This window comes from Planktotalea arctica (assembly GCF_002105285.1).
Lineage (GTDB): Bacteria > Pseudomonadota > Alphaproteobacteria > Rhodobacterales > Rhodobacteraceae > Planktotalea > Planktotalea arctica.
Genome location: NZ_MUHR01000006.1, coordinates 86,360 through 99,992 on the forward strand (window position 1 = coordinate 86,360; position 13,633 = coordinate 99,992).

The following is a 13,633-nucleotide window of genomic DNA, read 5'->3' on the forward strand; positions in this document are numbered from 1 at the left end:
GTTAGTTAACAAACCCCGTTAAGCGGGGAATGGTCATCGAAATGGCCGGAATATAAGTAATCAGGAAGATCACGAAAATTTCGACCAAAAGGAATGGCATGATAGCGCGCGCGATGGCCTCAACGCGCTCGCCGCTGACCGAACTGGCCACGAAGAGCACAAGGCCCATGGGCGGCGTGGCAAGGCCGACAGTGAGGTTAACGCTCATGATGATCGCGAAATGCACAGGGTGTACGCCAAGGTCCACGAAGATAGGGCCAAGGATGGGGCCAAGGATGATGATCGCAGGGCCAGCGTCAAGGAACATGCCAACGATGAACAACAAGAGGTTGATCAGCAGCAAAAGGACCAGCGGATTGTCCGACAGCCCAAGGATTATCGCGGCAAGCTGCTCTGGCGCATGGCTCAGGCTGACCACGGTTTTGAACGCCATAGCCGCGCCGACGAGCAGAAGGACAACTGCCGATGTGCTTGCCGCTTTCATCAAGATCAGTGGCATGTCCTTCATGCGCAGCGTGCGCAGGATGAAAAACCCGACGAGCGTGGCGTAGAACACGGCGATCGCGGCGGCCTCGGTCGGGGTGAAGATGCCGATCAGGATACCGCCAAGGATCAGGATCGGCGTTTGCAGCGGTACCATCGCGCGTTTGCAGACCATGCGGAAATCGTGGCTCACGAGTTGACGGATGCCAAGGAAAAGCCCGTGCGCCGCGAGAAGGGCACCGCCAAGGCTCAGCCAATTGGCAGTACTGCTGGCATCCTCGCCAAGCGGAACGAAAGACCAGATCACGAGGCCGATGTTGAGGCGTACCAGAATGAAAGATACCCACCATTCCACCGCGCCCATTGTGGTGCCTTTTAGCACAACGCGTTTGGCAGCAGGCAGATCGTATTTATCTGCGGTCACGCGCACCATGACCATCAGGCCGACGCCGACCAGAATACCTGGAACGATGCCTGCAAGGAACAGCGCCGCGACGCTTTCGCCCATGACATAGGCATAGATGATCATGATGCCGGAGGGTGGAATGATCGGCCCTATCACGGAGGAGGCGGCAGTGATTGCAGCTGCATATCTGCGCGTGTAGCCCTCTTTCGCCATCGCAGGCACCAGCATGGAACCAAGTGCGGAAGTGTCCGCGACCGCAGAGCCTGACAGGCCAGCAAAAAGCATGGACGACAGGATGTTTACCTGTGCGAGGCCGCCGCGCAGATGCCCCATCAGCGCTTGGGAAAATTCAACGAGGCGCTCGGTGATACCGCCGCGGTTCATCAACTCGCCCGCAAGCATGAAGAACGGGATCGCCATCAGCGGAAAGCTGTCCATGCCATTATAAACGTTGCGATAGAGCAGGGCGATGTCGCGCTCCTGGCCATTAAGCGCGAGCAAAATACCGGGGGCCGCCAGCAGGCCAAAGAAGACCGGAAGGCCAATCATCAGCAGGATCAAAAAGACAGGGAGAAACCAGATCAGCATTATTCAGCCCCTGCTAAGTCAACATCGGAGAGCGGCTTGAGCTGCGCGCCCCCGCCTGCGAGCGTGATAAGGCTACGCAAGATCAATTCGATATTCACGATGGTCAGCAGCACGAACCCGACGAAAAGCGAGGCATACATCCACGCGAGTTTGAGTTTGAAGCTGGTGCCGCCCACCCAATCAAGTGGCACCCAGAGGGTGGCAGAGGTAAAGCGCCACGCAAGACCGCTTGAGTGGTTGTAGCCTAGGCGCACGGCAGTGACGAGTACCAGCAACGAGACCGAAAGCAGGAAGAGCGACACGCCTGCGGCGATGGTGCGGGGCAGCGCGCGCTCGAACATGTCGATCGCGACAAAGCCACCAACGCGGTAGGCGGAGGGCGCGATAAGGCCCGTCATCCAAAGCATCAAAAAGCGCGCGGCCTCGTCTGGCCAAGGCAGTGCATTGTTCAGAACATAGCGAAAAAACACCTGAATCAGGATGCAAAGCACCATGAGCGCGATGCAGGCGACGGCGATGCCGCGCCCGATCGGCAGGATCAGATCGTTGAAGATCTGAAACGGGGCCAGTAGCCCGCGTAGTGCTCCCATGTGTCTCTCCTCCCAGAGATTTACGCATTTCATTTATTATGAATATAATGCGAAAATAGGTGTTTTAGGCTTCCAGAAAGCCCCCAAACTTTCCAGAATAGAACATTAACGGTTTTCCTGATTGTGTGCTGACCCGCGTGACGCGCCCCAGAACGATTGCGTGATCGCCTGCGTCATGCACCGCGTCCAATGTGCACTCAAAGCGTGACAGGCAATGGGAAATCAGCGGTACGCCTTTGTCGCAAGCATGCCAGTCGTAGCCAGAAAAGGCGCTGCCATCTTTGGTAAAGCCGCTGCAAATATCGCTTTGCGCGTCTGACATGATGTGGATCGCGAAATGCTTGGCTTTGGTGAAGGCATCAAAGCGTTTGCTCGCCTTGGCGGGCGACCAGAGCACCAAAGGCGGATCGAGCGAGACCGAGGCGAAACTATTAGCGGTGATCCCCAAAGGGCCTTGCGCGCTGTCGCACGTGATGACAGTTACGCCCGTTGCAAAACGACCCAGCGCATTGCGGAACGCGCGCGCGGTGTCAGCGCCCGGCGTGAAGCTATCGGGCATGGGCAGGGGCGGCATTTCGCGGCTCATGGTACTTCATTTCCTAACGCTGTAGTGTAAAGTTCGAACCAGGTTTGACGATCCATCTCGACTTTGGCGGCATCACTGATTTTGGCGATGCGCGCGAGCGAATTGGTGCCCATGACCGGCATGATCTTTGCGGGATGCGCCAGCAGCCAGGCGACGGCAACGGCAGTTTCATCGACGCCCTGCGCTGCGCCGATTACCTTTAAAGCGTCCAATAGTGCACTGTTTTCTTGCGAAAAAAGACTGCCTCCTGCAAGTGGGGACCAGGCCATTGGCGCGATCTTGCGCTCTTGCAGGTAAGCGACGTCACCGTTGGTGAAGCCGCTGTTCGCAAGTAGGGAAAGCTCGATCTGGTTGGTTACCAGCGGTGTGCTCATGTTTGATTGCAACAGCGTCCAGTCGTGCAGTTTGAAGTTCGACACGCCGACTGCGCGCACCTTGCCTGAGGCGACGACCTCATCCAGCGCCGCGCCAGTTTCGGCAGCGTCCATGAAGGGGTCGGGGCGGTGGATCAACAGGACGTCGATGCGGTCGGTTTCCATCAAACGCAAAGAATGTTCGACCGACGCGATGATATGCGCGCGCGAGGTGTCGTAATACTTAACGCGCGCTTCGGCGTAGCGGCCCGCAGGCGCAACGATATCGCACTTTGTCACGATCTCTATCTGATCGCGCAAACCTGTGCCGCGCATGGCCTTGCCCATGATCTCTTCGGCCTCATATCCGCCGTAGATATCGGCCTGATCCATTGTCGTGATGCCCTGCGACAGGCAAGATTCGATCTTGGCCTGCACATGGCTGACAGAGGTGTCGGCATCATCGCCGATGCGCCACATGCCATAGACCAAACGGCTGAGATTCAGGTCTGAAGTTAGGTTAATACGTTCCAATTTAGCGTCGCTCCCCTGCGCCAAGCGGTGTCATGGGTGTGCTCGCCGGGACCCGTCCATATTCACGGGGCAGCGAGCAGGTTTTGAGGTGCGGCAGCACCAGTTTTCCGAAGTGTTTGCACTCATCCAGATGTGGATAGCCTGAAAAGATGAAAGCACGGATACCCATCTTTTGATAGGCCTCAATCTCGCTCATCACTTGATCAGCGCTGCCCACCAAAGCTGCGCCGCAGCCAGAGCGCGCACGCCCGACGCCGGTCCATAGATGCGGCTCGATGAAGCCCTCCATATCGGCGAGGTCGCGGTTTGCGGCTTGGTGTGAAACCCCCAGTGAACCGCTATCAAGCGCACGCTCGCGAATGGCTTTCCCTTGGTCGTCATCCAGCTTGGAGGTAATGTATTCAGCGTACTCCCGTGCCTCTGCCTCGGTATCGCGCACGATCATGTGCACGCGCAGGCCGTAATCTAGGGTTCTGTTATATTTTTCAGCGACTTGGTGAACGGCTTTCATGCGATCAGCAAGCTGCTCTTTCACCTCTGGCCACATGAGGTAGACGTCGCAATGCTCGCCGCAAAGCTCTAGCGCAGAGGGGGAGTAGCCGCCGAAATAGAGTAGCGGACCACCCGTCTGGTAGGGGCGCGCCGGGTCGGTTGGCACGCCCTCGAAAGTGTAGACCTCGCCCTTGTGGTTGATCTCGTCTTGAGTCCAAGCCTGCTTGAGTATTTCGACAACTTCGCGCGAGCGCTGATAGCGAAATGCGCTATCCGCTTTCTCACCGGGGAAGTCGGACGAGATGATGTTGACGGTCAAACGCCCTTGCAGCATGTGATCCAGCGTCGCGATGGTGCGCGCTAGCATGATCGGCTGCATTTCACCGCAGCGCACGGCGGCGAGCATGTTGATCTTGTCGGTGATCGGCGCGCATCCCGCTACAAAACTAAGCGTGTCCTGACCCACTTGATAGGAGGAGGGGCAGAGGATGTTGCGAAAGCCCTGCGCCTCGGCTTCTTTCACGATGGCCGAGCAGTGATCCCAGCTAGAGCGCAGATCGCCATCAGGCACGCCGAGGAACTGATAATCGTCAGAGCAGAGCGCAGAAAACCATGACACTTCGGCTGCCTTAAGATCGGGGGACGTGATCGGGACGACCGTCATAAGCTGCCTTTCAGATGTGTTATTTCATCTTGCGTAGCACCCTGCAAAATGTAAATCAATGGTGTATCAATTATTTGAGGTATGCCGCATGGCCGCGCAGAATAGCTTACCATTGTATGTGCAGATCGCTGAGCTTTTGATTCGCGACATTGCCGCCGGGCGCTACCTGGACGGCGAACGATTACCGCCTGAACGCGAGTTGGCTGATAGTTTATTCACTACAGTAACAACGCTTCGCAAAGCCTTGGTAATGTTGGAGGAAAAGGCTCTATTAAAGCGCATTCAGGGCTCAGGGAATTATGTCCAGACGCAGAGCGATGTGGAGAGCGTTTACGCCTTCTTCAGGGTTGAATTACTTGGCGGCGGCGGCCTGCCGACAGCGCGGCTCCTCTCGGTCTCCAAGCAACCCAAGCCCGTCGATCTGCCAGAGTTCGGCGCAAGCGATGAGGGCTACCGGATTCGCCGCCTTCGTGCGCTCTCGGGTGTGCCTTGCGTGCTCGAAGAAATCTGGCTTGATGCCTCGTATGCGCCAAACCTAAGCGAAGAGGATCTGCCAGATTCGCTCTATCTTTTTTACCGTGAGGCGTTGGGACTTTGGATCACGCGGGCCGAAGATCGCGTTAGCGTGGCGGCGTGCCCCGACTGGTCGCCGATAGAATTTGCGCCAAAGCTCGGCACGCCGCTCGCCTATGCGGAGCGGATTAGCTGGGCGCAGGATGGCGCGCGCGCAGAGGTGTCGCGCAACTGGATTGATACGGAAAAAGCGCGTTATGTGGCGCGGATAAAATAACGAAAGGGGCGCGCTATGGCGACGTTCAACTACGGAATTCTCGGCTGCGGCATGATGGGCGGCGAGCATATTCGCAACATAGCGCTTTTGGGTGATGCCGCCGTCGCGGCGATTTACGAACCGGACGCAGGGATGCGCGCGGCCTCTCGGGCGCTTGCGCCACGGGCTGTGATGGTGGCGAGCGAGGCGGAGTTGATCGCCTATCCCGATCTCGATGCGATCCTGATCGTGTCGCCCAACCATTGCCATGCTGCGCAACTGGAGGCGATTAGCGCCGCGCGCCCTGATGTGGCGATCCTTGTCGAAAAGCCGCTGTTTACAGATCCCAGCGGCGGCGCGCGCATGCAGGCGTTGAAAGCCGGCCACCAAGCACCGATCTGGGTGGCGATGGAATACCGCTACATGCCGCCCATCGCAGCATTGCTCGAGCGATTGGACGTGGCGACGGGCGGCGTCAAGATGCTGACCATTCGCGAACATCGCTTTCCGTTTCTGGAGAAGGTCGGTGATTGGAACCGCTTCAATCGCAACACGGGCGGCACGCTGGTGGAAAAGTGCTGCCATTTCTTCGATCTCATGCGTCTTGCGCTTGGCAGTGATCCGGTGCGTGTGATGGCAAGCGCGGGTCAGGCGGTTAACCACCTGAATGAAAGCTATGACGGAGCGGTGCCCGATATTTGGGACAGCGGCTATGTGATCGTTGATTTTGCCAATGGTGCCCGCGCGATGCTTGAACTGTGCATGTTTGCCGAGGGCTCGCACTATCAGGAAGAAATCAGCGCCGTTGGGCCTGCGGGCAAAATCGAGGCGTTCGTGCCGGGGCCGGGGCGCTTCTGGCCTGCGCATCTGGGCGCGCCGCCCGTTGCGCGGCTGGTAGAAAGCCCGCGATCGCCGATGGGGCCTGTGGAACATGTGATCCCTGTGGATGCGGCGCTGCTAGCCGTGGGCGATCACAACGGATCGACCTTCTATCAGCACCAGCGCTTTGTCGCTGCGGTGCGGGCGGGAAAAGGCGTGGAGGTCAGTATTGACGATGGCGTCTGGGCTGTGCGCCTTGGCCTCGCGGCGCAGCAATCGGCGCAAAGCGGTCAGGCCGTTTCCCTTTGAAAGTCTTGCGCCAAGCGCTTTCTGGCATTGAAACAGATATTTTGATGTAATTTCGCCACGCAACAAAATGTAGTAGTTGCTGGGTAACTGGGGGCTAGATTTCGCTGAATTCTATTGTCTTCGCTTACATGAAGGCCGAAACAAATCACTGCTCTCTAGATCGTTGGAGCGAATCGCTAAACTTTTATACTATTAAATGTATCTAAAGATTGTTATCGTCTCTTTATAACGAAAAAAGGCACGCCCAGAAGAGGCGGCCCGAGGTAGAGCGGTAAAGGTCATGAAGGCGATAGATTTCGTTGCCCGTAGGGGTATGGGTACTGTTGAGCGTGGAACCGTAGCAGCGGATGCCGCCGAAACAGTTGTTAACATGGGATCGGGCGTAGAGTTCTCTTTGAATTTGCAGCCCGGTGATATGCAGGCCTACAGCAGGCAGGGCAATTCTCTTGAGATCGTACTCGCCGATGGGCGCGTCATCGTGCTTGACGGTTATTTCGTCGGTGCAGGAGAAAATCCCAATCGCTTGTTCATCAGCTCGGGCGGCACGCTGAACGAGGTGAGCTTTATCGAGGGAGCTGACGGCGCGCTTTTCGCGCAGTACGGAACCACGGCAGAGTGGGGCAAGTGGAGCCCTGATGATGATCTGATCTTTGTGGATGATCCCAACCTTATTGCGGCCAACGGCATTGATGGCGATCAAGACGTATCCATGCTCGGGGCTGGCCTTTTGGGCGGCGCAGGTTTGCTCGGCGGCGGCGGTGTCGGCGCAGGTGCGGTTGCGGCGGGTGCCGTCGGCGCTGCAGCACTGGCCTCTGGTGGCTCGACTGCGACAGACAATCCGGAAGATCCGCCCGTTGATGGCCCCTCTGATCCGACCCCTCCGACAGTCACACCCCCGACACCTGATACGCCGGACGTGCCAGCGCGCACTCCGCCGACAATCGACGGAACCGGCCGCACCGACGCCTATGGCGGCGATGGTCTGGTCGAAGCCGACAAGACGATCACGGTATCTGGGACTGCCGAAGCAGGCTCTAGCGTGACGATCGAGGTGGCTGGTGAAACCATGACGGTGATCACGGGCGGCGATGGCACATGGAGCGGCACATTTGATGGCGCGAATTTCCCCGCTGACGGAACCTATACCTCTCAGGTGACGGTCGTGGAAACTGGCGGCACCACAACGTCGCTGACGGGTCAAACTGTTGTCATCGACACGACCCCGCCAGTGGTGGACCCAACGGAGGGTACGCTTTCGACGGGTGATTTCGTCAATGCCGCGTCGCACGGCACGGGTACCATCAAAGTGTCCGGCACGGGCGAGGCAGGTTCAAGCATTGATGTCACGATTGACGGCACGACACATTCGACTGTCGTGTTAAATGACGGCAGCTGGTCGGTCGATTTTTCCAACACCGAAATTCTTGGCGGTGATCGCACTGCGGATGTTGTGATCAAAACGACCGACAGCTTTGGCAACAGCTTTACCCAGACCGAATCCATGGTCATTGACACGATTGCGCCAAATGTGGCGGCGACGTCGGGCACTGTCGCAGCCAGCTATGTTGTAAACCATACTGACATGACCAGCGATGGCAGAGTGGATGTGGGCGGGACCGGCGAAGCAGGGGCTAAAATCCGTGTCGAGTTGAACAACGGAACATTCCGCGAAACGACAGTTGCGCAGGATGGATCCTGGAACGTGCAGTTCACGCAAGCGGAGATGGGCGGCCTTAGCGGTGTGAACGGGTATGATGTGCCGATCACGATCACGGCTTGGGACGGCTTCGATAATCCCTCGGTGCCTTTTACGGACGTGATCCACGTGGACACGCTGGCGGACGTGACTTTGGCCAGTTCGGTTTCGGGCGGCAACGATCATGTAGCAAACAGGCTGGAAACCGGCAACGGCGCTGCAAATCTGGTTCTGACGGGCACGTCCGAGCCGGGTACGACGTCGGTAGAAGTTACCATGAACGGCCATACGCGCACAGCGACCGTCAACGCCCGAACCGGTGAGTGGACAGTTGCCTTCGAGCCTGGCACCTACGAGACAGGCACGCATACCTATGAAGCGACAGCTGTCGCGACGGATGCCGCTGGCAATATCGCACGCGCCAACATGGATGTACGCGTCGATACGGAAGTCACCAATCTGACTGTGTCCAATCGTCCGGCGCTTGGGACCGATTCCTACATCGGCCTCGATGATGCCGAAGGCGGCGTCACTTTGACGGGCACGATGGAAACCAACTGGACCGATGTTGCCGGAACGCCTAGCGTTTCGGTGCGCTTTAACGGTGTTGATTATCCTGCGACGGTCAACCCGGTTACTGGCATGTGGAGCGTTAATATCCCTGAAGACGGTATCCCAGCCAATTTCGAAGGCTCGTTGACCTACACGGTGACCGGCACGGATTCCGTGGGCAACGTGCATGATATTTCACGTAGCATCGACATCGATACAAGCGTGCCGATCGGTTCTGAAATCACCGGTTATTCGGCAAGCATCGATGGCTCTGGTACGCAGCGCTACAGCAAGTTTGAAATGGACACCTCCGATGAGGCGGTCGGGCTGACGCAGGTCAACGCTGACGGAAGTGTCGTGGATCTGGTGGACGGGACCGGCTTTATTGCACAACCTGATGCTTTCGATCCGACGGAAACCGAGTATACGCTGCGCGACCACCTCTCTGACGGTCAAAGCCTGATCGTGACCGAAACCGATGCGGCGGGCAACAATTCGGGTACCTATATCGTTCTTAACGACGGGTCTCCTGCGCGCAATGTCTCCAACCCCAACCTTGGCGATTATAATATCGAAACCATTGAGCTTGGTGTGATGGACAACACCCAGTTGACCTTGACGGAAGCGGATATCAAAGCGCTTTCCGGCAACAGCGATGTGTTGAGCGTACGTGGTGGTTCGGATGATACCGTTAATATCAGCGGCGCAACGCTTGGGCAGGACATCCATTCTGAGGGCGACATCGACTACAACGTCTATTCTCTGGGCGATACGACGATCTACATTGAAGACGAAATCACCAACGTCAACACAATCTAAGTGTGACGATCAAAGAGCGCCGGCTAACGGGCACGGCGCTCTTTATCATAATAGGTGAAACGGTTTCAGGTGAGGTTTGGGGCAAGATGGGCAGTAAGGTACAAACGGGACTATTAGTGGCCGGGCTCGCGATGGGTCTTTCTGGCTGTGTTAGTTCAATCAGCGAAGACATTCCGTTCGTTTCGCGCTTCAACAGCGATGAGACCAACCTTGCCCAGCCTAAAGCGGAGGGGCAGGGTTTTTCGCTTTTCGGTAGCAAGGATGCCACCCAAACCACAGCGCCTTCTAGCAAAGACGGGCGCGACGTTGCGAGCAACCCGTTCAAGGGGATGTTCAACAAAGCCGGTGATGCGGAGCCGACAAGCACGCAGAGCGGCGATGTGGCTGCCAATCCGTTCAAGGGTCTCTTTGCCAAGAAAAGCACATCCGGAGCAAATGCTTCAGACGAGTCTGTCGCGCAGAATGCAGGCGGCACAAAGTTTGCAGCGCTCTTCAAGCCGAAGGCACAGGCAACTGATCTGAGCAAAGAAGAGCGTCAGGCGCAGAAAGACTACGAAGCGCGGGTGCGTGAAAGCGCCGAGAGCCAGATTATTTCGGGGCTGCAATCGCGCCGCTCTTTGCTGCCAAGCGGCAGTGCCTATGACCGTGTTGCCGACAGCGTTCTGGCCGCGAACTCCCGCGCGGCAGAGGCGCAATTGCGTGCCGCCCGCCTGCGCGCGGTTGCTGCTTCGAAAAACTGGCTGCCCTCGATCGGACCGTCGATATCGCTGTCCTCCCTCGGGGATCTGGTCGCCAATCTGATTGTGGAGCAAGTCTTGTTCGACAATGGCCGTAAAAAAGCCGAACGCGCCTTTGCCAAGGCCGATGTCGAGGTCGCGGCGGTAAATCTGTCGATGGACACGAACCAGCGTGTGTTCACCGCGCTTGATCTTTATCTGCGTGCGCAAAAGGCCTCGGAAAAGGCTGATCTGAGCACCAAGGCGTTCAACGACATGAGCCATTTTGAGTACATCATGTCCGAACGTGTGCGCGGCGGTGTGTCCGATCGCTCCGATCTTGTCGTGCTGCGTCAGAAGCTGGCGGAAATCCGTAGCGAAATGGCCTCCAATCAAGAGGCGCGCAATACGGCCATGGCCGAATTGAACGCCATGTCCATCCGTCCCCTCGAGGACGTGCGCGGCCTGCCTGATTTCAAGGTGAACGGGCTTGGCACCAAGCCGCTGCCGATCCTTTTGGCCGAAGCGGAAAAAGAGCGCGCCATTGCCGAAGCGACGATGGAGCGCGCCGGACATCTGCCGGGCTTGAAGGCCTCCGGTTCGACGGGAACATCGGGCAATTCGCTTGGTCTGAACGTGACGACCGACAGCCTTTTGAACCTTGGTACGGGTGCCTCGCTCAAAGCGATCGAAGCCACCAAGGAAGGGGCAGAGCGCCTTGTGGCGCAGGCCCGCGAGGACAGCAATCGCCGTCTGCGCGCCCTTGAATCGCAACTGCGCGGTGTGCAGCGACAATCGGGCGAAGCGCAAAACCTTACAGATCAATCCAAGAAGAGCCTCGATCTGTTTCAAGCACAGTATAAAGCCGGCAGGCGGCAGGTGATGGACGTGGTTGGCGTCTACGAGACATATGCGCGCCAACAGCAAAGCGCGGCTGATCTGCGCTCCAAGGGCGCGCGCATCAAACTGGAGATCGCCAATGAAATGGGCCTTTTGGCGAGCGGAGCAGAGATTTGACCAGAGCCTCGCGCATCCCAACGATCATACAGGGCGGCAAGGCGGTTCTTGGCGTGCTCTCCGGAACCGCGGACAGCGCCCAAAAAAACGATGCACCACGATATAGTGAAAAGACCAAGACGCGGGCCGATCTGATCAAGCTCTATGCGTCTTTGTTGGGCACGCAGGCCGTCGCCTCCGATCTTCTCGAAACGGTTGCGGCAAGCACTGGCAGCGGCGATGCGCTTGAAGCGGATGGTTATGCCAACGCGTTGCGCGCCGTCGGGCTGAGCGCGCAAACGGGTCGGGTCAGTGAAATGACGCCTGATCTTTGGCCTGCAATCGCGCAGATGACCAACGGGCAGTATATTCTCGTGCTCAGCCAGTCGCGCGGCGATCTGATCCTGTTCGATCCCACATGCCCCGATAGCCGCGCACAAGTGCCCTATGCTGAATTCAGCCCGTATTTTTCTGGCACGATCATCAAAGCCGAAGCGCCGCTGGAGCAGATCAGCGATGCGCATAAGGCGGCCAAGCTGAATGAGCATTGGTTCTGGAGCCATTTCCCCAAGTTTTCGCGCCACTTCAGCGAGGTCATTCTTGGCTCGTTCGTCGCCAACGTTCTTGCAGTCGCGGTCGCGCTGTTTTCTTTGCAGGTCTATGATCGCGTGATCCCGCATCAATCCACCGCGACGCTGTGGGTTCTTGCCGCAGGCGCGGGCCTTGCGCTGATGATGGAAGCGTTCCTCAAGATCGCGCGCGCGCGTCTTCTGGATGGCGCGGGGCGCCAGATCGAACTTGAGGTGCAGGCAACCTTGATGGACCGTGTGCTTGGCATGCGCTCCGATCTTAAAGGGCGCTCGCCCAGCCAGTTGTTTTCGGCGATGCGTGAATTTGGCTCTGTGCGCGAGTTTTTCACTGCCTCCACCGTGGGCACGCTTACGGATATCCCGTTTATCTTCGTGTTCCTGTTCCTTGTGGCCTCCATCGCGGGCAATGTGGTCTGGGTGCTGGTCATCGGCGGCATCCTGATGGTGCTGCCCAGCTACTTCATGCAGAAGAAAATGATGCGCCTCACCGAGGAAACGCAGGGCGCTTCGGCCAAGGCGTCGCGGCTTTTGCAAGAAGCGCTGTTCGAGCTGGACACGGTCAAAACGCAGCGCGCCGAAGATCGCGTGCGCCGCATGTGGGCTGAACTGACCACGGTTTCGGCGATGAAATCTTCCGAGCAACGCCGCTTGTCATCCAATCTGACCTTCTGGTCGCAAGGCGTGCAGCAGGCGACCTATGTAAGCGCGGTTGTCGCCGGTGCCTACCTTGTGTTCGCAGGCCAGTTCACGGTTGGCTCGATCATCGCGACGGGTATCCTGACCTCGCGCACGCTTGCTCCGCTGACGCAGCTTGCGGGCACCATGGCGCGCTGGGGCAACGTCAAATCAGCGCTCGACGGCTTGGACGGTATCGCCGATGCGCCGCAAGACGCCGAAGAGGGCCGAACCTATATGCGCCGCGAGCGCCTTGAGGGGCGTTTTGAGCTGCGCGATGTGATGTTCCGCTATGACGAAGAAGGCGCGCCGACGCTTGATATCTCTGGCGTTGCACTGAATGCGGGCCAATCAGTTGCTGTGCTTGGCACCAATGGCTCGGGCAAGTCCACTTTGCTGAAAATTCTCTCCGGTCTCTATGCGCCCACCTCTGGCCGTGTGTTAATTGATGGCACGGATATGAACCAGATCGAGCCGCGTGATCTGCGCCGCCTCATTGGTTATCTTGGCCAAGACGTGCGCCTGTTTTCTGGCAAGCTGCGTGATAATCTAAATCTAAACATGCTCGAACGTGATGACGAGCGCCTGATGCAAGCACTTGATTTTGCAGGGCTTGGCCAGTTTATCAAAACCCATCCCAAAGGCCTTGATCTGCAAATCCATGATGGCGGCGCGGGCCTGTCGATCGGGCAACGCCAATCTATCGGCTGGGCGCGTCTGTGGCTGCAAGATCCCGCGATCTGCCTGCTGGACGAACCCACGGCTGCGCTGGATCAGACGCTGGAGAACACCCTCGTCAGCCGCCTTGAGACATGGCTGCAAGGGCGCACGGCGGTGATCGCGACGCACCGCGTGCCGATCCTGAAGCTGACCGAACGCACATTGATATTGCAAAATGGCCGCATGGCCGTGGATGGTCCACGCGATCAGGTGCTTGCGCATCTCAACAGTAAAAATGACGGCGAACGCGCCAATGGCACGAACGGGGGCTAGGGT

10 protein-coding genes are annotated in these 13,633 nt (G+C 57.9%); 5 read left to right on the forward strand and 5 right to left on the reverse strand.

Features of this window, described 5'->3' with window-relative positions; translation table 11 throughout:
- Nucleotide 1: 1 nt before the first annotated feature.
- The 5 genes from B9P63_RS07710 to B9P63_RS07730 form a co-directional block, all read right to left on the reverse strand.
- Nucleotides 2-1,477 (reverse strand): TRAP transporter large permease, encoded by a 1,476-nt coding sequence (locus B9P63_RS07710; protein WP_085307988.1) that lies wholly within the window; start codon nt 1,475-1,477, stop codon nt 2-4.
- On the reverse strand, nt 1,477-2,067 hold the full coding sequence (locus tag B9P63_RS07715) for a TRAP transporter small permease (RefSeq protein ID WP_085307989.1): 591 nt from the start codon (nt 2,065-2,067) through the stop codon (nt 1,477-1,479). Before B9P63_RS07715 ends, B9P63_RS07710 begins: the two co-directional genes overlap by 1 nt.
- 64 nt (nt 2,068-2,131) lie before the next feature.
- Nucleotides 2,132-2,653: a flavin reductase family protein gene (locus B9P63_RS07720; protein WP_425439735.1), complete on the reverse strand. Its 522-nt coding sequence runs from the start codon at nt 2,651-2,653 to the stop codon at nt 2,132-2,134.
- Nucleotides 2,650-3,540 carry an aldo/keto reductase gene (locus B9P63_RS07725; protein ID WP_085308308.1) on the reverse strand — a complete coding sequence of 297 codons (891 nt, stop codon included), beginning with the start codon at nt 3,538-3,540 and terminating at the stop codon, nt 2,650-2,652. Before B9P63_RS07725 ends, B9P63_RS07720 begins: the two co-directional genes overlap by 4 nt.
- A gap of 1 nt (nt 3,541) precedes the next feature.
- Nucleotides 3,542-4,696 (reverse strand): LLM class flavin-dependent oxidoreductase, encoded by a 1,155-nt coding sequence (locus B9P63_RS07730; RefSeq protein ID WP_085307990.1) that lies wholly within the window; start codon nt 4,694-4,696, stop codon nt 3,542-3,544.
- 88 nt (nt 4,697-4,784) lie between these two features.
- On the opposite strand from B9P63_RS07730, the gene B9P63_RS07735 reads away from it, so the two are divergent.
- The 5 genes from B9P63_RS07735 (at nt 4,785) to B9P63_RS07755 (ending at nt 13,630) form a co-directional block, all read left to right on the forward strand.
- Nucleotides 4,785-5,486: a GntR family transcriptional regulator gene (locus tag B9P63_RS07735; RefSeq protein ID WP_085307991.1), complete on the forward strand. Its 702-nt coding sequence runs from the start codon at nt 4,785-4,787 to the stop codon at nt 5,484-5,486.
- 15 nt (nt 5,487-5,501) lie between these two features.
- Nucleotides 5,502-6,593 carry a Gfo/Idh/MocA family protein gene (locus B9P63_RS07740; RefSeq protein ID WP_085307992.1) on the forward strand — a complete coding sequence of 364 codons (1,092 nt, stop codon included), beginning with the start codon at nt 5,502-5,504 and terminating at the stop codon, nt 6,591-6,593.
- 313 nt (nt 6,594-6,906) lie between these two features.
- Complete coding sequence (locus B9P63_RS07745) at nt 6,907-9,660, forward strand: Ig-like domain-containing protein (RefSeq protein ID WP_085307993.1); 2,754 nt, start codon at nt 6,907-6,909, stop codon at nt 9,658-9,660.
- Between the two features lie 2 nt (nt 9,661-9,662).
- Nucleotides 9,663-11,393, forward strand: coding sequence for a TolC family protein (locus B9P63_RS07750; protein WP_245830584.1), 1,731 nt, complete (start codon nt 9,663-9,665; stop codon nt 11,391-11,393).
- Entirely contained in the window at nt 11,390-13,630 is a 2,241-nt protein-coding gene (locus B9P63_RS07755) for a type I secretion system permease/ATPase (protein WP_095533005.1), read from the forward strand. The genes B9P63_RS07750 and B9P63_RS07755 overlap by 4 nt, the downstream gene beginning before the upstream one ends.
- Nucleotides 13,631-13,633: the final 3 nt, after the last annotated feature.